20 protein-coding genes are annotated in these 17,950 nt (G+C 53.1%); 17 read left to right on the top strand and 3 right to left on the bottom strand.

All coding sequences use genetic code 11. The features are described from left to right. From rpsE to rimK, 9 genes are all read left to right on the top strand, one after another. Positions 1-753, top strand: a complete 753-nt coding sequence (gene rpsE / locus J4G78_RS15905; protein WP_207987489.1) for a 30S ribosomal protein S5 — start codon at positions 1-3, stop codon at positions 751-753. Between the two features lie 6 nt (positions 754-759). Further along, positions 760-939, top strand: a complete 180-nt coding sequence (gene rpmD / locus J4G78_RS15910) for a 50S ribosomal protein L30 (protein ID WP_109356556.1) — start codon at positions 760-762, stop codon at positions 937-939. 45 nt (positions 940-984) lie between these two features. Continuing rightward, on the top strand, positions 985-1,539 hold the full coding sequence (gene rplO, locus J4G78_RS15915) for a 50S ribosomal protein L15 (protein WP_207987490.1): 555 nt from the start codon (positions 985-987) through the stop codon (positions 1,537-1,539). Between the two features lie 182 nt (positions 1,540-1,721). After that, complete coding sequence (gene secY, locus J4G78_RS15920) at positions 1,722-3,095, top strand: preprotein translocase subunit SecY (protein ID WP_207987491.1); 1,374 nt, start codon at positions 1,722-1,724, stop codon at positions 3,093-3,095. Positions 3,096-3,138: 43 nt separating this feature from the next. After that, positions 3,139-3,789: an adenylate kinase gene (locus J4G78_RS15925; protein WP_207987492.1), complete on the top strand. Its 651-nt coding sequence runs from the start codon at positions 3,139-3,141 to the stop codon at positions 3,787-3,789. 80 nt (positions 3,790-3,869) lie between these two features. Beyond that, positions 3,870-4,469 carry an SRPBCC family protein gene (locus tag J4G78_RS15930; protein WP_207987493.1) on the top strand — a complete coding sequence of 200 codons (600 nt, stop codon included), beginning with the start codon at positions 3,870-3,872 and terminating at the stop codon, positions 4,467-4,469. A 130-nt stretch (positions 4,470-4,599) separates the two neighbouring features. Next, positions 4,600-5,955: an NADP-specific glutamate dehydrogenase gene (gene gdhA, locus J4G78_RS15935; RefSeq protein WP_207987494.1), complete on the top strand. Its 1,356-nt coding sequence runs from the start codon at positions 4,600-4,602 to the stop codon at positions 5,953-5,955. An 80-nt stretch (positions 5,956-6,035) separates the two neighbouring features. After that, positions 6,036-6,533, top strand: coding sequence for an ATP-dependent zinc protease family protein (locus J4G78_RS15940; protein WP_207987495.1), 498 nt, complete (start codon positions 6,036-6,038; stop codon positions 6,531-6,533). Further along, entirely contained in the window at positions 6,533-7,438 is a 906-nt protein-coding gene (gene rimK / locus J4G78_RS15945; RefSeq protein ID WP_207987496.1) for a 30S ribosomal protein S6--L-glutamate ligase, read from the top strand. Before J4G78_RS15940 ends, rimK begins: the two co-directional genes overlap by 1 nt. Here rimK and J4G78_RS15950 read toward each other — a convergent pair. After that, entirely contained in the window at positions 7,435-8,487 is a 1,053-nt protein-coding gene (locus J4G78_RS15950) for a succinylglutamate desuccinylase/aspartoacylase family protein (protein WP_207987497.1), read from the bottom strand. The genes rimK and J4G78_RS15950 overlap by 4 nt on opposite strands. Here J4G78_RS15950 and J4G78_RS15955 point away from each other — a divergent pair. The 6 genes from J4G78_RS15955 (at position 8,486) to J4G78_RS15980 (ending at position 13,705) form a co-directional block, all read left to right on the top strand. Further along, on the top strand, positions 8,486-8,707 hold the full coding sequence (locus J4G78_RS15955; protein WP_207987498.1) for a hypothetical protein: 222 nt from the start codon (positions 8,486-8,488) through the stop codon (positions 8,705-8,707). The genes J4G78_RS15950 and J4G78_RS15955 overlap by 2 nt on opposite strands. Positions 8,708-8,757: 50 nt before the next feature. Further along, complete coding sequence (gene rpsM, locus J4G78_RS15960) at positions 8,758-9,126, top strand: 30S ribosomal protein S13 (protein ID WP_108810492.1); 369 nt, start codon at positions 8,758-8,760, stop codon at positions 9,124-9,126. A 51-nt stretch (positions 9,127-9,177) separates the two neighbouring features. Continuing rightward, a complete protein-coding gene (gene rpsK, locus J4G78_RS15965; RefSeq protein ID WP_067198370.1) occupies positions 9,178-9,567 on the top strand; it encodes a 30S ribosomal protein S11 in 390 nt (129 codons plus the stop codon). Positions 9,568-9,670: 103 nt separating this feature from the next. Further along, positions 9,671-10,729 (top strand): DNA-directed RNA polymerase subunit alpha, encoded by a 1,059-nt coding sequence (locus J4G78_RS15970; protein ID WP_108810491.1) that lies wholly within the window; start codon positions 9,671-9,673, stop codon positions 10,727-10,729. A 240-nt stretch (positions 10,730-10,969) separates the two neighbouring features. After that, positions 10,970-11,392 carry a 50S ribosomal protein L17 gene (gene rplQ, locus J4G78_RS15975; RefSeq protein ID WP_207987499.1) on the top strand — a complete coding sequence of 141 codons (423 nt, stop codon included), beginning with the start codon at positions 10,970-10,972 and terminating at the stop codon, positions 11,390-11,392. Between the two features lie 96 nt (positions 11,393-11,488). Then, positions 11,489-13,705 carry a prolyl oligopeptidase family serine peptidase gene (locus J4G78_RS15980; protein WP_207987500.1) on the top strand — a complete coding sequence of 739 codons (2,217 nt, stop codon included), beginning with the start codon at positions 11,489-11,491 and terminating at the stop codon, positions 13,703-13,705. Between the two features lie 153 nt (positions 13,706-13,858). On the opposite strand, the gene gyrB is transcribed toward J4G78_RS15980, so the two are convergent. Then, entirely contained in the window at positions 13,859-16,357 is a 2,499-nt protein-coding gene (gyrB, locus tag J4G78_RS15985; RefSeq protein WP_207987501.1) for a DNA topoisomerase (ATP-hydrolyzing) subunit B, read from the bottom strand. Between the two features lie 172 nt (positions 16,358-16,529). Here gyrB and J4G78_RS15990 point away from each other — a divergent pair, with 172 nt between their 5' ends. Next, positions 16,530-16,931 (top strand): PaaI family thioesterase, encoded by a 402-nt coding sequence (locus J4G78_RS15990; RefSeq protein WP_207987502.1) that lies wholly within the window; start codon positions 16,530-16,532, stop codon positions 16,929-16,931. Positions 16,932-16,987: 56 nt separating this feature from the next. Then, positions 16,988-17,494, top strand: a complete 507-nt coding sequence (locus J4G78_RS15995; protein WP_243457128.1) for a hypothetical protein — start codon at positions 16,988-16,990, stop codon at positions 17,492-17,494. A 28-nt stretch (positions 17,495-17,522) separates the two neighbouring features. On the opposite strand, the gene J4G78_RS16000 is transcribed toward J4G78_RS15995, so the two are convergent. Next, positions 17,523-17,930 (bottom strand): host attachment family protein, encoded by a 408-nt coding sequence (locus J4G78_RS16000; protein WP_207987503.1) that lies wholly within the window; start codon positions 17,928-17,930, stop codon positions 17,523-17,525. Between the last annotated feature and the right edge of the window lie 20 nt (positions 17,931-17,950).

Consider the following 17,950-nt stretch of genomic DNA (forward strand, 5'->3'; position numbering starts at 1 on the left):
ATGGCTGATGAGAACAAAACACCAGAAGGTGCAGCGCAGCCCGGTACCACCGGTGAAGGCAATCAGCCCGAAGCTGCTGTAGCACCTGCAAACAAAACTGGCGGTAACGAACGTCAGGGACGCGGCGGAAATCGTGGCGGCGGTAACAACCGTGGCGGCCGTGATGGCGGACGCGGTCGTGGCCGTGGTGGTCGCGGTGGACGTGACAATGATGGCGGTGAAGAGCTGATCGAAAAATTGGTTCACATCAACCGTGTTTCCAAAACCGTTAAGGGCGGTAAACGCTTTGGTTTTGCCGCATTGGTTGTGGTTGGCGACGGCAAGGGCCGTGCCGGTTTTGGTAAGGGTAAAGCGCGCGAAGTGCCTGAAGCCATTACCAAGGCAACCGCTGCTGCGAAGAAGAAAATGGTTCGCGTTCCATTGCGCGAAGGCCGCACCCTTCACCATGATGGCAAAGGCCAGTTTGGTGCCGGTAATGTGACCTTGCGTTCGGCGCCTCCAGGGACCGGCATCATTGCTGGTGGTCCTATGCGTGCGGTTTTCGAAAGCCTTGGTGTTGCCGATGTGGTGACCAAGTCCAACGGAACATCCAACCCTTATAACATGATCCGGGCGACCTTTGTGGCACTTGGTGAACAGACCAGTCCCAAGGCTGTATCCCAGCGGCGCGGCAAGAAAATTGCTGACCTGCTCGGCCGCGGTGGCGCTTCTGAAGCAGAGGCTGAGGCCGATGCTGCAGCAGTTACGGAGTAAGGCATAATGGCTAAAGTGAAAATCAAGCAGATTGGTTCGCCAATCCGTCGCCCCGAAGAACAGCGCAAGACGCTGATCGGATTGGGCCTCAATAAAATGCACCGTGTTTCCGAATTGGAAGACACACCGGAAGTGCGCGGCATGATCCGTAAGGTGCACCATCTTGTAGAGGTTGTTGAAGGGTAAAACCTGACACGACCGTGCGAATAAAAGCGAAAGCGAGTACACGACATGAAACTGAACGAAATTAAAGATAATGACGGCGCGCGCAAATTGCGTACCCGTATTGGCCGCGGCATTGGCTCCGGCAAAGGCAAAACCGGCGGACGGGGTCAAAAGGGCCAGAAGTCTCGCTCCGGTGTTTCCATCAACGGCTTTGAAGGCGGTCAGATGCCCCTTCACATGCGGCTTCCCAAGCGTGGTTTCAACAACCCGTTCGGCACCGACTATGCTGAAGTCAATCTCGGCATGATTCAGAAATATATCGATGCCAAGAAGCTCGCCAATAAAGGCACGTTGGATCAGGCGGCCTTGAATGCAGCGGGCCTGACTCGCGGCGGCAAAGACGGCGTTCGTCTTCTCGCCAAGGGTGAAATTAAAGCGAAAATTACCATTGCGGTGGCCGGCGCTTCCAAAGCAGCCGTCGAAGCAGTCGAAAAAGCAGGCGGCAAAGTAGAAATACTGGCTGGCGCAGCGGCTCATCGTCCAAAAGGCGAAAAGAAAGCCGTCGCTTCCAAGCCTGCTAAAGAGAAAAAAGCGGCAAATAGAGCCAAAAAGAAAGATTGATTTACCCAATCAATGGCCCCGCTAGGCATTAGAGCCTGGACGGGGCCTTTCTTTTTTATCCGTATCGGTTGCGCTTGGTGCCTAAGAGCCTTGTTTTTCGGGCAGCAACATCCGATATGGGATCGATGCATTGATTTGGAGACGGATTGTCTTCATGAACGGCGGGGCAAGGAACTACTAAAATGGCATCAAAAGCCGATCAGGTCGCAGCAAATTTGAGCCTGGCAAAATTCGGAGAAGCAACCGAACTTCGTAAACGCATCTGGTTTACACTGGGCGCACTGGTGGTTTTCCGCCTGCTCAGCTTCGTACCACTTCCTGGTGTCGATCCCGTCGTATTGGCGGATCTTTATGATCAGACCCGCGGCGGTGTTCTCGATATTTTCAACACATTTTCCGGCGGTTCGCTGGAGCGGATGAGCCTCATCGCACTGGGCGTGATGCCCTATATTACCGCATCTATTGTGGTGCAGTTGGCTGCAGCCTTGTCGCCGACATTGGCTGCAATCAAGAAAGACGGCGAAGCGGGCCGCAAAAAACTCAACCAATATACGCGCTATGGTACGGTCGGTCTGACCGCGATTCAGGGCTATTTCATTGCCGTTGGGCTGGAGAGCTTTGCCTCGCAATCCGGTCTGCAAGCGGTGGTTAATCCCGGCATGGGCTTCCGTGTCGGCGCGGTGATAAGTCTTGTTGGTGGTACGCTGTTTCTGATGTGGCTTGGTGAGCAGATTACCAGCCGCGGTATCGGTAACGGTATCTCGCTGATCATCATGGCCGGTATTGTGGCGCAAATGCCGACTTTCGTCGGCAACCTGATGGAAGGCAGCCGCACCGGTTCGATCGGCGCGCTGACCATTGTCGGTTTGATCGCCATGGTAGTAGGCTTGGTATTGTTCATCAGTTTCATGGAGCGTGCGCAAAGACGCGTGCTCATCCAATATCCCAAGCGCGCCACGCAAAATGGCGTAATGCAGGCGGACCGCAGCCATCTTCCCTTGAAGGTGAACACTGCCGGTGTGATCCCGCCAATTTTCGCATCCTCGCTCTTGTTAATGCCACTGACGGTTAGTCAGTTTGCAGGCAATACAGCCGCAGGCGAAAGCACCGGTGGCGATTTCATTATCGCACTTAACCAATATCTCGCTCATGGACAGCCGCTTTATATGGCGTTATATGCTGCCGGAATTATCTTCTTCTGCTTCTTCTATACCGCAGTTGTTTTCAATCCCGAAGAGACGGCCGATAATCTCAAGAAAAATGGCGGCTTCGTACCCGGTATCCGGCCTGGTAAAAATACATCGGACTATCTCGATTATGTGTTGACCCGCATCACGGTCGTTGGCGCTGCCTATCTCGCTTTTGTTTGCGTTTTGCCAGAATATGTCATGGCGCAGACGAACCTGCCGCTCTTCTTCCTGGGCGGTACCAGCCTGCTGATTATCGTCAACGTGACTGTTGATACCGTGACCCAGATTCAAAGCCATTTGCTGGCCTTGCAATATGGGGATTTGCTGAAAAAAGCGAAACTCAAGGGCGGACGCCGGAAGCGCTAAGATTTTTCTCCCGGATATTTGAAGTTATAGGGGACAGTAACTTATGGACATCATACTGTTGGGACCACCGGGCGCCGGCAAAGGTACGCAAGCTGGGCTTCTCGAAGACGAACATGGTATGGTCCAACTGTCCACTGGTGACATGCTGCGCGCAGCGGTCAAGGCCGGTACCGAAGTTGGTCTGAAAGCGAAAGCTTTGATGGACGCTGGCGAGCTGGTGCCCGATGATGTGGTTTCGGGCATAATCGGCGACAGGCTGGACGAGCTCGGTCCTGACAAAGGCGTCATTTTCGATGGTTATCCGCGCACCGAAGCGCAGGTCCATTCGCTGGATGACATTTTGACAGCGCGCAACCGCAAACTCCACCATGTTATTGAACTGGCTGTGGATGTTGAGGCGCTGGTCGAACGTATTACTGGTCGTTTCACCTGTGGAAAATGCGGTGAAGGTTATCATGACACGTTCAAACAGCCCGCTAAAGAGGGCGTTTGTGATGTTTGCGGTTCAACGGAATTCAAGCGTCGCCCCGATGATAATGAGGAAACTGTTCGTACACGGATGAACGAATATCGCGCGAAGACCCAACCGATTCTGCCAATCTACGAAGAACGCGGTATCGTTAGCAAGGTTGACGGCATGGGCAGCATGGAAGCGGTGAGCAACGCAATTGAGGCTGTTCTCGCACTAGACTAATCTCCTGGTCTACTGGCTGATAAGCATTGCCAGCCACACGGTCGAACACTAGTCTGTCGCTCAACAGGGGGAGACGTTTTTTGTTTCGATTCATTTTATTACTCACCGCCGTTATCGGCACATCAGCGGCTCAGGCCGAAGTCACCAACACAGCTGAAAATGGCTTTACCGTGAAACATCTGAAGGTGGTCAACGGATCGCCGGAAGAAGTATGGAAAACCATCATTGCGCCCGCACGGTGGTGGAACGGGGAGCATAGCTTTTCCGGCAATGCTGACAATTTCTATCTTGTCGCTCAGGCGGGTGGCTGTTTCTGTGAATTGTTGCGCAAAACAGATGCAGACAACATAAAATCTGCCGAAGGCAGTGTACAGCACATGCGGGTTATCTTCGCGCAAAACAACAAGGCACTTCGGATGTCGGGCGCGCTTGGTCCGTTGCAAGGTGAGGCAGTGACGGGGACGCTCACCATTGGTTTGAAAGCTGATGGCGAAAAGACGGGCGTATCCTTTGTCTACAAAGTTGGCGGCTACATGGAATTTCCGGTCGATCAAATCGCACCCGCTGTGGACGGTGTCATTGGTGAGCAACTGACGCGGCTAGCCGCTCTCTTCGCGGAAACCGAAGAACCTGAAGCAGAGCCGGAAAGCGATCCGGAGGAAGGCGAAAAAGCTGAATAAATAGTTTAGAATATCAAGGCTTTACCTCTTAGCGAAATTGTTCTTATTATGGTTGCATAAACGGTTGCGATTCGAGGGCATCGTGACTGATAACGGGCGCGTAGATAAACACCCAAAGGGGAGTAAGACGATGGCCGTTTCCGATCATGTAGATTTTCCAACATTCATGGAAGGCGTAAAAAAGCGCAATCCCGGACAACCTGAATTTGTTCAAGCTGTGCAGGAAGTCGCGCAGGATATTTATGGCTTCATGGAAGATAAAGAGGCCTATCATAGCGCCCAGATCCTTCGCCGTATGGCCGAGCCTGACCGGGTTGTGTCTTTCCGCGTATGCTGGGAAGATGATAATCATAATATTCGTGTTCAGCGTGGTTGGCGGGTGCAAAATAACAATGCCATCGGCCCGTATAAGGGCGGCATCCGGTTTCACCCCAGCGTAACCGAAAGTGTCCTGAAATTTCTCGCTTTTGAGCAGACTTTTAAAAACTCCTTAACCGGCCTGCCTATGGGCGGCGGCAAGGGCGGTGCTAATTTCAACCCGAAAGGCAAGTCGGACGCAGAAGTCATGCGGTTCTGCCAGTCATTTATGACCGAGCTTTATCGTCATATTGGTCCTGATACCGATGTCCCGGCAGGCGATATTGGCGTTGGTGGCCGCGAAATTGGGTATATGTTTGGCCAGTACAAGCGCATCACCAACCGTTGGGAGGGCGTGCTGACCGGCAAGGGTCTGGAATATGGCGGCTCGCAAATGCGGCCCGAAGCCACCGGTTATGGAGCGGTCTACTTTCTTGAAAATATGCTCAAGCATAAGAATGACAGCATTGATGGTAAGACAGCGGTTATTTCCGGTTCCGGCAATGTTGCAACCCATGCTGCCGAGCAGATCACCAAGCAAGGCGGCAAAGTTCTGACCTTGTCTGACAGCGGCGGCTTTATCCACGATCCTGATGGGATCAATCAGGAGAAGATTGACTGGATCAAGGATCTCAAAAATAATCGCCGCGGGCGGATTAGTGAATATGTCGATGAGTTTACAGGCGCTTCCTATCATGACGGCGAGCGTCCTTGGAGTGTGGCTTGTGACGTTGCGTTGCCCTGCGCGACACAGAATGAGCTGGAGAAAGACGAAGCCAAAAAACTGGTTGATAATGGCGTGATGGCAGTCTCCGAAGGCGCCAACATGCCGACCACGCTGGAAGGGGTTCATATCTTCCACGATGCCAAGATCATGTACGGTCCGGGCAAGGCAGCCAATGCTGGCGGTGTTGCTGTTTCGGGTCTGGAAATGAGTCAGAACGCGGAACGCATCAGTTGGGATAATGAGCGGCTCGGCAACATGCTGACCGATCTGATGGAAGGCATCCACGAAAAATGTGTGGAATATGGCGATCAGGGTGATGGCTATGTCGACTATGTGAAGGGCGCAAATATCGCAGGCTTCAAGAAAGTCGCAGATGCTATGCTGGCTTACGGGGTCGTTTAGGCGCTTAAGCTGCGTTTCCAAAATCACGGCAGAGCATTATAATCTTGCCTAACCAGATACCATCGACCAGATATTGGTCGATGGTATCTATAAAACCGACCAAGCCACCGCGATTGCGGCGAAAGCTGAAAGAGCCTTGTGAAATAGGCTGGTGTGAACTGGTAAGTCTGCCCGAACTGGGTATCAAAGATATTCATGCTAAAATTGATAGCGGAGCGGCAACATCATCGCTGCATGCTGTCCGCATCAAACCGTTTGAGCGTGATGACGAGCAATGGGTAGCCTTCACCATTCCCAAGTCGCCTGAGTTTTCAGCGATTGATTGTGAAGCCAAGCTCGTTGAAAAACGCGCGATCAAAAGTTCTAACGGGCGTACGCAGCAAAGATATGTTATCGAAACAATTATGCAACTTGGTCCGCTTACATGGGTGGGGCATATGACACTGGCGAACCGCCAGTCGATGGCCTTTCCGGTGCTGGTAGGGCGGCGGGCTCTGAAAAGAGGTTTCTTGGTCAATAGCGCCAAACGCTGGTTGCTCGGGCGACCGGTGCCGAAGACAACAACAAAGGAAATATAATGAAAATCGCAATGCTCGCCCGTAATCCAAAGCTCTATTCCCACAAGCGCCTGGTTGAGGCAGCGGAAGAGCGCGGGCATGAGATGCATATATTAAACACCCTGCGTTGTACCATGAACATTACGTCACACCGGCCATCGATTTTATATAATGGCGAAACAATGAAAGGTTTCGACGCGGTCATTCCGCGTATCGGCGCCTCGATCACTCACTATGGTCTAGCTGTGTTGCGTCAGTTTGAAATGATGGGTGTTTGGCCGCTCAATGAGAGTGTCGCAGTTGGGCGTTCGCGCGACAAGCTGCGCTCAATGCAGATTTTTGCCAAGCACGGCCTGGGCCTGCCGGTCACGGCCTTTGCCCATGATCCAAAGCAGACTGAGGAAGTGTTGAAGATCGTCGGCGGTGCGCCCGCCGTGATTAAACTGCTTGAGGGAACGCAGGGCATCGGGGTGGTGCTGGGCGAAACCGCTAATAGTGCGAAGTCAGTTGTCGAAGCGTTTCGCGGCCTCAACGTCAATATTCTTGTTCAGGAATTTATCAAAGAGGCTGGCTCCAGTGATATCCGGATTTTCGTGGTTGGTGGGAAGGTCGTCGCGGCGATGATGCGGACGGGCGCTGAAGGTGATTTCCGGTCCAACCTGCATCGCGGCGGTAGCGCCAAGATGGTGAAGATTACGCCGGAGGAACGCTCGACCGCGGTGCGCGCTGCCAAAGTCATGGGGCTGAACGTGGCCGGCGTCGATATATTGCGTGCCAATCACGGCCCGGTAATCATGGAGGTGAACAGCTCACCCGGACTGGAAGGCATCGAAAATGCGACCGGTAAGGATGTTGCAGGCCAGATTATCGACTTTATCCAGGCCAAGGCCAGCTCGGGGAATACAAAGACAAAAGGGAAGGGTTAGATAACCTCATCCTCGTCGAGAAGTTGATCGCTGGTAATTGCATCCTCGATTTTCTCAAGCCGGTCGCCAACTTCGCTAAATTTTTGAACCTGCGCGATATGAAGCAGCGCGTCACCCTGATTGACCACGGGCAGGTTGGAATGACCAATTACGATGCCGTCAACCGGGGAGGCTATGGCTTCTTCTTCATCCCCGAAAATATCGCTGACATAGGCGACGATTTCTCCCTTGCGCACTTGCGTGCCGGATGGCGCTGTCAATCGGCAAATCCCGCCCCTTGTTGACCGGAGCCACGCTGTGCGTGTCGCCTGCGCGGATGGAGCGCCCCGTTTCCCCAGACGCTTTGTCTGAATGATATCGAGCTCGCGTAAGACCCGTAATACGCCGTTTACGCCGGTCAGTACCGAGAATTCATCAAAACGCAGCGCCTCACCGGCTTCCATCAATAGCATATCCACGCCGGCCTCGCGGGCCAGCGCACGCAATGACCCGGGACGCAATTCTGCCTCGATTACCACCGGGGCTCCAAATTCCATTGCGAGAGCCTTTAACTCCGCATTACCAGAAGCAACGCGAATTTGCGGTAGATTATAGCGGTGCAGGGCGGCACTATGAATGTCGATTCCAAGCGAACAATGCCCGATAATCTCGGTAGAGAATATGTTCGCCAATTGAGATGCCAGCGATCCTTTTTCGGTGCCGGGAAAAGAGCGGTTCAGATCGCGCCGGTCGGGCAGGTAGCGGCTATGTGTGATGAAGCCGAACATGTTGACGACGGGCACAAAGATAACGGTGCCCGCCATCCGCGAAGCGTTCAGCTTTTTCATGACCCGGCGGATGATCTCTGTTCCGATAATTTCGTCGCCATGGATGGCTGCACTGACGAAAATAGTCGGCCCCTTACGCTTGCCGTGAAAAACACGAACTTCGAGATTGGCCTGCATCCCTGCGGAGAGGTCGCTGATCGGGATGGCAATGTCCCCGATCTTTCCTGGCGCGACAGTTGTTCCGGCAATTTCAAACAGGTCGTGTTTATTTCTGATGGTCATGAAAATTCCTAAAAAGAACCATATGCAGTCAAACGCTATGCGGGCCGCAATTGCCAAAGTGCAAGATAAAAGCCAAAATGGGAAAATTGGCAGTATTACGGTGCTTGACACCACCGCCGACTCTCCCTATTTGAACTGTATTCGAAATCCAACACAACCGGCAACGCTTTCGTGGCGTCCGCTGGTTTTGTGCGTTTTGGATGTGATTTTAACAGCTTAGCGATGAGATAGGGGCCGGCGAATCGGTCTCTGTGGAGCAGGAGAAAAATATTGGCACGTATTGCCGGGGTAAATATCCCAACAAATAAGCGCGTAATTATCTCGCTTACCTATATTCACGGTATCGGACGCACGAAAGCGGCCGAAATTGTCGAAAAATTGAAAATCGATCCTGCCCGCCGGGTTCAGGACCTTACCGATCAGGAAGTTTTGCAAATTCGTGAAACCATTGATGCGGATCTGACCGTTGAAGGTGACTTGCGTCGCGAGACCGCAATGAACATCAAGCGTCTTATGGATCTGGCCTGCTATCGCGGTCTTCGTCACCGTAAAGGACTTCCCGTTCGCGGACAGCGTACGCACACCAATGCGCGCACCCGTAAAGGCAAGCCCAAGGCTATTGCCGGTAAGAAAAAATAGGACAGTCTTTCAGGACTTGTCTCTTCTGGATATTAGGTAGGAATTGATCACATGGCACGCGAACCGCAGCGCATTAAGAAAAGCGCGCGCAAAAATATTTCGGCAGGCGTCGCGCACGTCAACGCCACATTTAACAACACGATGGTCACCATCACCGATGCACAGGGCAATGCGATAAGCTGGTCCTCTGCGGGTATGATGGGTTTTAAAGGCTCTCGTAAATCTACGCCTTACGCGGCGCAGGTTGCAGCAGAAGACGCTGGCAAAAAAGCAGCTGACCACGGTGTCCGCACCCTGGAAGTGGAAGTGAAAGGACCTGGCTCTGGCCGTGAATCCGCACTTCGCGCGCTGCAGGCCGTCGGTTTCACCATTACATCGATCCGCGATGTTACGCCGATCCCGCATAATGGTGTCCGTCCGTCCAAACGTCGCCGCGTCTAAGCCGCTCAAGTTTACGGGAACTATCCGGCCGGTAGTTTCCAATTTTTGGTAATTCAGAGTGGTAACGGTCCAACCCACTCTTTGAACTCACTAGGGGAAGTCCATGACTGTCAATATGAAGAACTGGCAAGAACTGAAGAAGCCCAATGTTCTCGATATAAAATCCGGTGGTGATCCCAAGCGCAAAGCTACTTTCGTAGCGGAACCTCTTGAGCGCGGCTTTGGCTTGACCATTGGTAACGCACTACGTCGCGTTTTGCTGTCATCGCTGCAAGGCGCTGCGGTTACCTCGATCAAAATCGAAAACGCCCTGCATGAATTTTCGTCGCTTCCGGGCGTACGTGAAGATGTCACCGACATTGTTTTGAACGTCAAACAGATTGCTCTGAAGATGGAAGGTGAAGATGCCAAGCGTCTGCAGCTTTCCGCAACGGGTCCTGCAGAAGTCACCGCAGGTGACATCGCCGTTTCCGGCGACATCGAAGTGATGAACCCGGATCTGGTCATCTGTCACCTTGATGAAGGCGCGTCGTTCAACATGGAACTGACCGTCAATGTTGGCAAAGGCTATGTTCCAGCGGTTGCTAACCGTCCCGCAGACGCGCCAATCGGCTTGATCCCGGTTGACTCGCTTTATTCGCCAATCCGTCAGGTTTCCTACAAAGTCGACAATGCCCGCGTTGGTCAGGAGCTCGACTTTGACAAGCTGAACCTCACCATCGACACCGACGGCACCGTGACCCCGGAAGATGCGATTGCCTATGCAGCCCGCATTCTTCAGGACCAGTTGCAGCTGTTCGTGCATTTCGAAGAAGCTTTGGAAAGCGTATCATCGCCCATCGGCATGGCCGCAGCACAGAGCCAGCAGGAAAGCGATGCCAACCAGCTCAACCGTTACCTTCTCAAGAAGGTCGACGAGTTGGAACTGTCCGTCCGCTCGGCAAACTGCCTCAAGAACGACAATATCATCTATATTGGCGATCTGGTGCAGAAGACCGAAGCCGAAATGCTGCGCACGCCGAACTTTGGTCGCAAGTCCTTGAACGAAATCAAGGAAGTGCTGTCCAGCATGGGTCTGCGTCTGGGAATGGATATTCCTGGCTGGCCGCCCGAAAATATCGAAGAAATGGCCAAGAAGCTTGAGCAAGAGCTGCTGGGTTAATTTCTCCCTCGCCCCTTTAGGGGAGAGGGATGCAAAGACTTGCGAACTTGTTCGCTAGTCTGCGCTGGGAGAGGGGCAGTGAGTTTTCCCCTCTCCAAGTTTTGCTAGGCAGCGATGCTGTCAAGCGCCACTATCCTCTCCCCTAAAGGGGCGAGGGTAAAAAGGGAAAATTGGCCGACCCTTTGAACCGGCCTGCTACGAGCTACCTCATACGGGCTCATAACGAACGGAGTATAGAATATGCGTCATAGAATGAAGGGCCGCCGTATGCAGCGGACCGGTGCTCACCGTCAGGCTTTGCTGAAAAACCTGTCTGCGGCACTGATCAAGCATGAGCAGATCATGACAACCCTGCCCAAAGCCAAAGAGATGCGGCCTTATGTGGAAAAGCTGATCACGCTGGCGAAAAAGGGTGGCCTGTCCAACCGTCGTCTCGCGCATTCGCGTTTGATGGACGAGACCCAAGAAAAGAAACTCTTCGGTGAGCTGGCTGAACGTTATGCCGACCGTAGTGGCGGTTATACCCGGATTATCAAAGCCGGCTACCGTGATTCCGATGCTGCTGCGATGGCGGTGATCGAACTGGTTGATCGTAACGAAGAAGCAAAAGGTCAGGACAGCGGTCCAGACCAGAATGCTGAGGAAGATTTCGAAGAGGCATAAACCCCTTCACTTAGACACAGTTTCAATTGATATTAGAGGCTGCGAGCGATAGGCTTGCGGCCTCTTTTCTTTTGTTTCCATTGTATGGGGAATTTTATGCGTATCACGGGTCTCTTCGCGCTGGCGCTGGCCAGTAGCACAGCAATTATTTCCACTCCGGTTTTGGCACAAGCGGATGCAATGACGAAAGATAATGCCCTGACCTATCCTGAGACGAAGACCGTAGATGTTGTGGACGAGCAATTTGGCGAGAAAATCGCTGACCCCTATCGGTGGTTGGAAAATGATGTTCGTGAAGATGCCGACGTCGCTGCCTGGGTCGCGGCTCAAAATGCTGTCACAGATGGTTATCTAAAGACAGTAGAAGGGCGCGAAGCCTTGGCGGCATCGATGACGAATCTGTTTAACTATGATCAGCTGGAGGTGCCGGTAGAGGCGGGCGGAAAGTTTTTTTACGAGCGCAAGAGTGGCGGACAGAACCAGGCGATATTATATGTTCGCGACGGCGAGGATGATGAAGAGCGCGTGTTGATCGATCCGGCGGAATGGTCAGAAGATGGCGCAACCGCACTGGCAGAATGGAAACCATCAGAAGATGGCAGCTTGTTGGTCTATGCTATACAGGACGGCGGATCCGATTGGCGTACGTTGAAAGTGATGGATGTTGCAACCGGTGAGATAAAGCCGGATTCCGTCGAATGGGTTAAATTCTCCAATCTCGCATGGATGCCCGGAAATAGCGGGTTTCTCTACTCCCGTTTCCCGGAACCCCAAGAGGGCGAAGCGTTTCAATCGCTGAACAAAAATCACACGGTCTACATGCATATGCTCGGCAAGAAGCAGAGCAGCGATATCAAGGTTTATGCGACGCCGGAAAAGCCAGAACTTAGCCATACGGCCGAGGTGACATCGGACCAGCAATGGGTGGTCATTACATCATCTTCTGGCACCGATGATCGTTATGAAATTACCCTGGTCAAAGTCGATGCGAAAGAGATTGAACCGCGCAAGCTGGTGGAAGGCTTCGACAATAGCTGGTCCTTGATCGACGGGATTGGCGATACGCTGTATTTCGCAACTAATAATGACGCCAAGCGGTTGCGGATCATGAAGACGGATCTTTCGAAACCAGAAGATCGCGATGTCATGTGTGATGGTCCGGATGCTGAAACAACGACGTGCAGCAAAATGGAATATGTTTGGACCGAAGTTGTTCCAGAACATGTCGCCACGATCGATAACGCGGCAATTGTCGGTGATTTGCTCGTGGTCGATTATATCGATGATGCCAAAAGCAGGCTCGAAACATTTGCGCTGGATGGCACGCCTAAAGGTCTGGTCGATCTTCCAGGGCTAGGGACGGTTGCTGGCCTCAACGGTTCTGCGAAATCGGACAAAGGCTATTTCGCATTTGGCAGCTTTAATCAGCCCAATACGATTTATAGTTTCAGCGATGCTGGCAGCGCCGAAATCTGGTCCAAGCCCGAGCTGCCATTTGATCCCGATACTGTCCAAGTCACGCAGCGCTTTTACGAAAGCAAAGACGGCACCAAAATCCCTATGTTCTTGGTCCACAAGAAAGATCTCGATCTCAGTGAAGGCGCACCGACCTTGCTCTATGGTTATGGCGGGTTCAACATCTCCGTCCTGCCCGGTTATAGCGCGCCCAAAATGGCTTGGATACAGGCGGGCGGTGTCTATGCCTCGGCCAATCTGCGCGGTGGCGGGGAATATGGCAAAGAGTGGCATGATGCTGGTCGTCTGCAGAACAAGCAGAATGTGTTCGATGATTTCATTGCCGCCGGCGAATATCTGATCGCAGAGGGCATTACGCCGAAAGATGGTCTGGCGATTGAAGGACGCTCCAATGGCGGTTTGCTTGTCGGGGCGGTGATGAACCAGCGGCCGGACCTGTTCACGACGGGCCATGCGGCGGTTGGCGTGATGGATATGCTGCGCTTCGACCGGTTTACCGCCGGGCGGTATTGGGTCGATGATTATGGCTATCCCAGCAAGGAAGCGGATTTCCGCAAATTGCTGAGCTATTCGCCCTATCACAACATACAAGATGGCACGAATTATCCGGCTTTGATGGTCTCAACCGCTGACACCGATGACCGCGTGGTTCCAGGGCATAGCTTTAAATATACCGCCCGCTTGCAAGCGCTGAACACCGGTGACAAGCCGCATCTGATCCGCATTGAAACGCGGGCAGGGCATGGCAGCGGGAAGCCAACCGATAAGTTGATCGAGGAATATTCCGATATTTATGGCTTTATGGCCGATGCGGTGGGGCTGGAGGTTGGCGAGTAGGTTTTCGCTCGATATCGTTTTGGGGTTTTGTCCGACATAATCCCTTCGTCCTGAGCCTGTCGAAGGACGGTTATCGATGATCTCTAGATGTCCTTCGACAGGCTCAGGACGAAAGGTTGATGATATGAGTGGGTTGGCTGAAAGAGCTGGCCTTTAAACGTCGAGATTCGCCACATTCAGTGCGTTGTCGACGATAAATTCCCGCCGAGGTTCGACAACATCGCCCATCAGTTTGGTGAATATCTCGTCGGTTACGTCCGCTTGTTCGACCGTCACCTGCAGTAGGGAACGCACTTCGGGATCCAGCGTGGTTTCCCACAGCTGTTCCGCATTCATTTCGCCAAGCCCCTTATAGCGCTGGAAGGATAAGCCTTTGCGTCCGGCAACCAATACCGAGTCCAGTAACTCGGACGGACGCGTGATCAGCGTACCTTCTGAGCCAATGCCGTCTTTATCGTCGACGTCTTCCGCTGACGCTTTCACCAGACGGCTGCTGGTCGCATAGGTCGCACTCTGTTCAGAGGCGAGGCTGTGCAATTTGCGCGCCTCCGCGGATTCCAGGAATTTGGCTTCGATGATATGATGGTCGGTGACCCCCCGCCATAGCCGCTCGAAAAGATAGCCACCTTCTTCGGAAACGCTGCCCGACCAGCGGCCTTCCTCGTCTACGGCGTCCATCCATGCCGCAGCGGCCTCCACAGCGGCTTGCCGCTCGGAGGGGCCATGTGCGGGATTGAGTGCGCCGGTCAGCGCCATCGCTTCGACAATGGTGCCATCATAACGGCGCGGAACATAGGCCATGAGCGAACGCATGCGCCGGCCATGTTCGACCAGACTGCGCAGGTCTTCGCCCGATCGCGCACCTTCGTTCGTCTGCAAAATCATGCTCTGCAGGCCAGCATCAACCAGATATTGGTCCAGCGCATTATCGTCTTTCAGATAGACCTCGCTCTTGCCTTTGCCGACTTTATACAGCGGTGGCTGGGCGATGTAGAGATGCCCGTTTTCAACAATCTCTGGCATTTGCCGATAGAAGAAGGTCAGCAGCAAGGTCCGGATATGCGCGCCATCGACGTCAGCATCGGTCATGATGACAATCTTGTGATAGCGCAGCTTTTCAATGTTGAAATCTTCGCGCCCAATACCCGTGCCCATCGCCTGAATTAGCGTGCCGACCTCTTTGGAGGATAGCATCCGGTCAAAGCGCGCACGCTCGACGTTCAAAATCTTACCTTTGAGCGGCAGGATCGCCTGATAATGCCGGTCGCGGCCCTGTTTGGCGGAGCCACCAGCGGAATCACCCTCGACCAGGAAGAGTTCGGATTTCGCCGGATCGCGTTCCTGACAGTCGGCCAGTTTGCCGGGCAGGGAAGCAATATCCATCGCACCCTTACGCCGCGTCAGCTCACGCGCTTTCTTGGCCGCTTCACGGGCCGCAGCGGCGTCGATCACTTTTTGCACCACCATCGCGGCATTTTGCGGGTTTTCTTCCAGCCATTCCGCCAGCTTGTCCGCCATCAGACTTTCCAGCGGCTGACGCACTTCGGAGGATACCAGCTTGTCCTTGGTCTGTGAGCTGAACTTCGGATCCGGCAATTTGACCGAGACAATGGCAGTCAGGCCTTCGCGCATGTCATCGCCGGTCAGTTTGACTTTCTCTTTCTTGAGCGCGCCAGAGCTTTCGGCATAGTTATTCAGCGTCCGGGTTAGCGCCGAGCGGAATGCCGCCAAATGGGTGCCGCCGTCGCGCTGTGGAATATTGTTAGTGAAACACAGCACATTCTCATAATAGCTGTCATTCCATTCCAGCGCGACGTCGATGGTAACATCATCGCGCTCGCCATGAATCGCAATCGGATCAGGAACCAGAGCGGTTTTGTTCCGGTCAAGATACTGAACAAAGGCCGCAATGCCGCCTTCGTAGAACAAATCGATTTCCTTGGCTTCCTCGCTCCGCTCGTCACGCAGCAAGATATGGACGCCGCTGTTCAGAAAAGCGAGTTCGCGATAGCGATGTTCGAGCTTTTCAAAGTCAAATTCGGTAATCTTGAACGTGGCGGGAGACGGGAAGAAAGTTACCCGCGTCCCCTTCTTACCATTGGCATCGCCAATGACTTCTAGGCTGCGCACAGCATCGCCAAATTCAAAGCGCATATTATGCTCTTTGCCATCGCGCCAGATATTGAGTTCCAGCCATTCGGACAAGGCATTAACCACCGACACACCCACACCGTGGAGGCCGCCAGAGACCTTATAGGCGTTGTCGTCTGACGTATTTTCAAACTTTCCGCCCGCGTGGAGCTGGGTCATGATGACCTCTGCCGCACTGACGCCTTCTTCTTTGTGCATGCCAACAGGAATGCCGCGGCCATTATCTTCCACAGAGACGCTGCCGTCGGCGTTTAGGGTGATCAGAATCAGGTCGCAATGACCAGCGAGAGCCTCGTCAATTGCGTTATCCGACACCTCAAACACCATGTGGTGCAGGCCCGATCCATCATCAGTATCACCAATATACATTCCAGGCCGTTTGCGAACCGCATCAAGCCCTTTGAGGACCTTGATGGAATCGGCGCCATATTCGTTTTTATTGGAAGTATCGGGAGCCGTTTCCGGGCTATCCGGGGTGTCATTTTCTGTGTTTTCACTCATATTTTTCTTTTAGACCTTTAGGCCTTGAAACCCAAGAGATTTGTTAGAAAATGAGATATTATATTCCTTGTTTTACAGGTGCTTAATTCGCTTTCGATGATGCCTATTGATAGCATCTATTCTCGTCGATGAAATGCTGGCCTAGAGCCTGATTTCATAAGGAGAATACCAAATGAGTAATCCCGCTGATATCGTGCCTTTTGCAAAGACAATGGGCATCAAGATCACAGAAATGACCAAGGAAAAAATCCTTGGTGAAATGCTAGTGCGGCCTGAAATATGTACTGCCGGTAATGGCCGCGAAACGCCATCTATCCATGGCGGTGCAGTGATGACGTTCGCTGATGTATTGGGTGCTTTTGGCGGGTTTGCGAATCTGCCAGAGGGAGCGAATGGTACGACCACATCCGAAAGCAAGACCAATTTCCTGAACGCGGCGCCAGAGGGGCAGATTGTTTATGGCGAGGCTGTGCCTTTGAAAGTGGGAAAGCGGCAGTCTGTCTGGCAGTCGCGATTATCGCTTGAAGACGGGACATTGGTTGCTGTGGTGACCCAGACCCAGATCGTTCTGTAGGCCAATTGATCATTCGAATCTTTCCAAATGCCCGCAACATGGTCTAGACCATGGACATGATGAGAATTCTATTCCCCGCTGCGTTAATCTGTTTCGCTGCCAGTGCCTGTTCCGAAACCACCCAGGTCAGCGATGACTTGCAGGAAAGTCAGACCGATGCGTCCAATCCCACCGGCCGGACCGAGCGGGTCGGCGCTAATCCCGGTGAACGGCCTGTCCGCATTGGCGAAGGCGGCCCGCGTTTTGATGCGTGTCAGGCGATGGGACGCGTGACGGGTCTGCGTCAGGCCGATCTGGATGTTCTTATTGCGCCATTTGATGCGGCAGAGCGTAAGGCAGGATTGTCGGCCGGACAATTGGTCCACATCTGCACCCGCAGTCATGACCAGCAATGGTTGGGGATTGTCTATGACGATACGGCACCAGCGGAAGGCGACAATCCGGCAGCCAATGGATCTCAGGATTGCGGCGTCTCCTCTCCGGTACGGTCCAAACGAAACTATGACGGTCCCTGCAAAAGCGGCTGGGTCGAAAGCACGTTTGTGAAACTGGTAGCCGGTTAGTCTGACGCCGCGCCCTGATTCTTAAAGACTAGTTATTCTGTATCGATCTTTCGATATCCTTGATCGACGAGTTGATCAAAGTCTTGTCCATTTCCAAGACGATCTTGTCGGTGACTTCCTTGTGCAAAAGCGGCCGCATTTCGCCAAGGCTGCCGGGGTCAGCGGCCAAAACCAAGCTGTCAAACTTTCCGTTATTGGAAAGGTCATAAAGATGATGGGCAAGCTGTTTCGAAAATGTTGCTTCATCTGTTTCCCGGGCGGAGGAATCCGGCACAAAAGAACCAGATGGTCCCTCTGAAGCCAGATTTTTTGGATTGATGGTCCCCTCAGCCCGCAATTTGATTTCATCATCTTTGCCGACATTCCGATAGAGCTTGGCTTCGGCTCCGGTCGCAACAACGACCAGACAATCCGTTGGGATGGTTGAATTTGACATTAAATTTCCTTTGTTTGGGA

Origin of the sequence: Parasphingorhabdus cellanae, from assembly GCF_017498565.1 — a bacterium.
GTDB lineage: Bacteria > Pseudomonadota > Alphaproteobacteria > Sphingomonadales > Sphingomonadaceae > Parasphingorhabdus > Parasphingorhabdus cellanae.

Bases quoted from the DNA above. Each gene is read 5' to 3' on its own strand.
- rpsE (WP_207987489.1), top strand. From the start codon at position 1: ATGGCTGATGAGAACAAAACACCAGAAGGTGCAGCGCAGCCCGGTACC.
- J4G78_RS15980 (WP_207987500.1), top strand. From the start codon at position 11,489: ATGCGTATCACGGGTCTCTTCGCGCTGGCGCTGGCCAGTAGCACAGCA.
- gyrB (WP_207987501.1), bottom strand. From the start codon at position 16,357: ATGAGTGAAAACACAGAAAATGACACCCCGGATAGCCCGGAAACGGCT.
- rpmD (WP_109356556.1), top strand. From the start codon at position 760: ATGGCTAAAGTGAAAATCAAGCAGATTGGTTCGCCAATCCGTCGCCCC.
- J4G78_RS16000 (WP_207987503.1), bottom strand. From the start codon at position 17,930: ATGTCAAATTCAACCATCCCAACGGATTGTCTGGTCGTTGTTGCGACC.
- J4G78_RS15990 (WP_207987502.1), top strand. From the start codon at position 16,530: ATGAGTAATCCCGCTGATATCGTGCCTTTTGCAAAGACAATGGGCATC.
- J4G78_RS15925 (WP_207987492.1), top strand. From the start codon at position 3,139: ATGGACATCATACTGTTGGGACCACCGGGCGCCGGCAAAGGTACGCAA.
- J4G78_RS15995 (WP_243457128.1), top strand. From the start codon at position 16,988: ATGATGAGAATTCTATTCCCCGCTGCGTTAATCTGTTTCGCTGCCAGT.
- J4G78_RS15950 (WP_207987497.1), bottom strand. From the start codon at position 8,487: ATGACCATCAGAAATAAACACGACCTGTTTGAAATTGCCGGAACAACT.
- gdhA (WP_207987494.1), top strand. From the start codon at position 4,600: ATGGCCGTTTCCGATCATGTAGATTTTCCAACATTCATGGAAGGCGTA.
- rpsK (WP_067198370.1), top strand. From the start codon at position 9,178: ATGGCACGCGAACCGCAGCGCATTAAGAAAAGCGCGCGCAAAAATATT.
- rimK (WP_207987496.1), top strand. From the start codon at position 6,533: ATGAAAATCGCAATGCTCGCCCGTAATCCAAAGCTCTATTCCCACAAG.
- rplO (WP_207987490.1), top strand. From the start codon at position 985: ATGAAACTGAACGAAATTAAAGATAATGACGGCGCGCGCAAATTGCGT.
- J4G78_RS15955 (WP_207987498.1), top strand. From the start codon at position 8,486: ATGAAAATTCCTAAAAAGAACCATATGCAGTCAAACGCTATGCGGGCC.
- J4G78_RS15970 (WP_108810491.1), top strand. From the start codon at position 9,671: ATGACTGTCAATATGAAGAACTGGCAAGAACTGAAGAAGCCCAATGTT.
- rplQ (WP_207987499.1), top strand. From the start codon at position 10,970: ATGCGTCATAGAATGAAGGGCCGCCGTATGCAGCGGACCGGTGCTCAC.
- J4G78_RS15940 (WP_207987495.1), top strand. From the start codon at position 6,036: ATGGTATCTATAAAACCGACCAAGCCACCGCGATTGCGGCGAAAGCTG.
- secY (WP_207987491.1), top strand. From the start codon at position 1,722: ATGGCATCAAAAGCCGATCAGGTCGCAGCAAATTTGAGCCTGGCAAAA.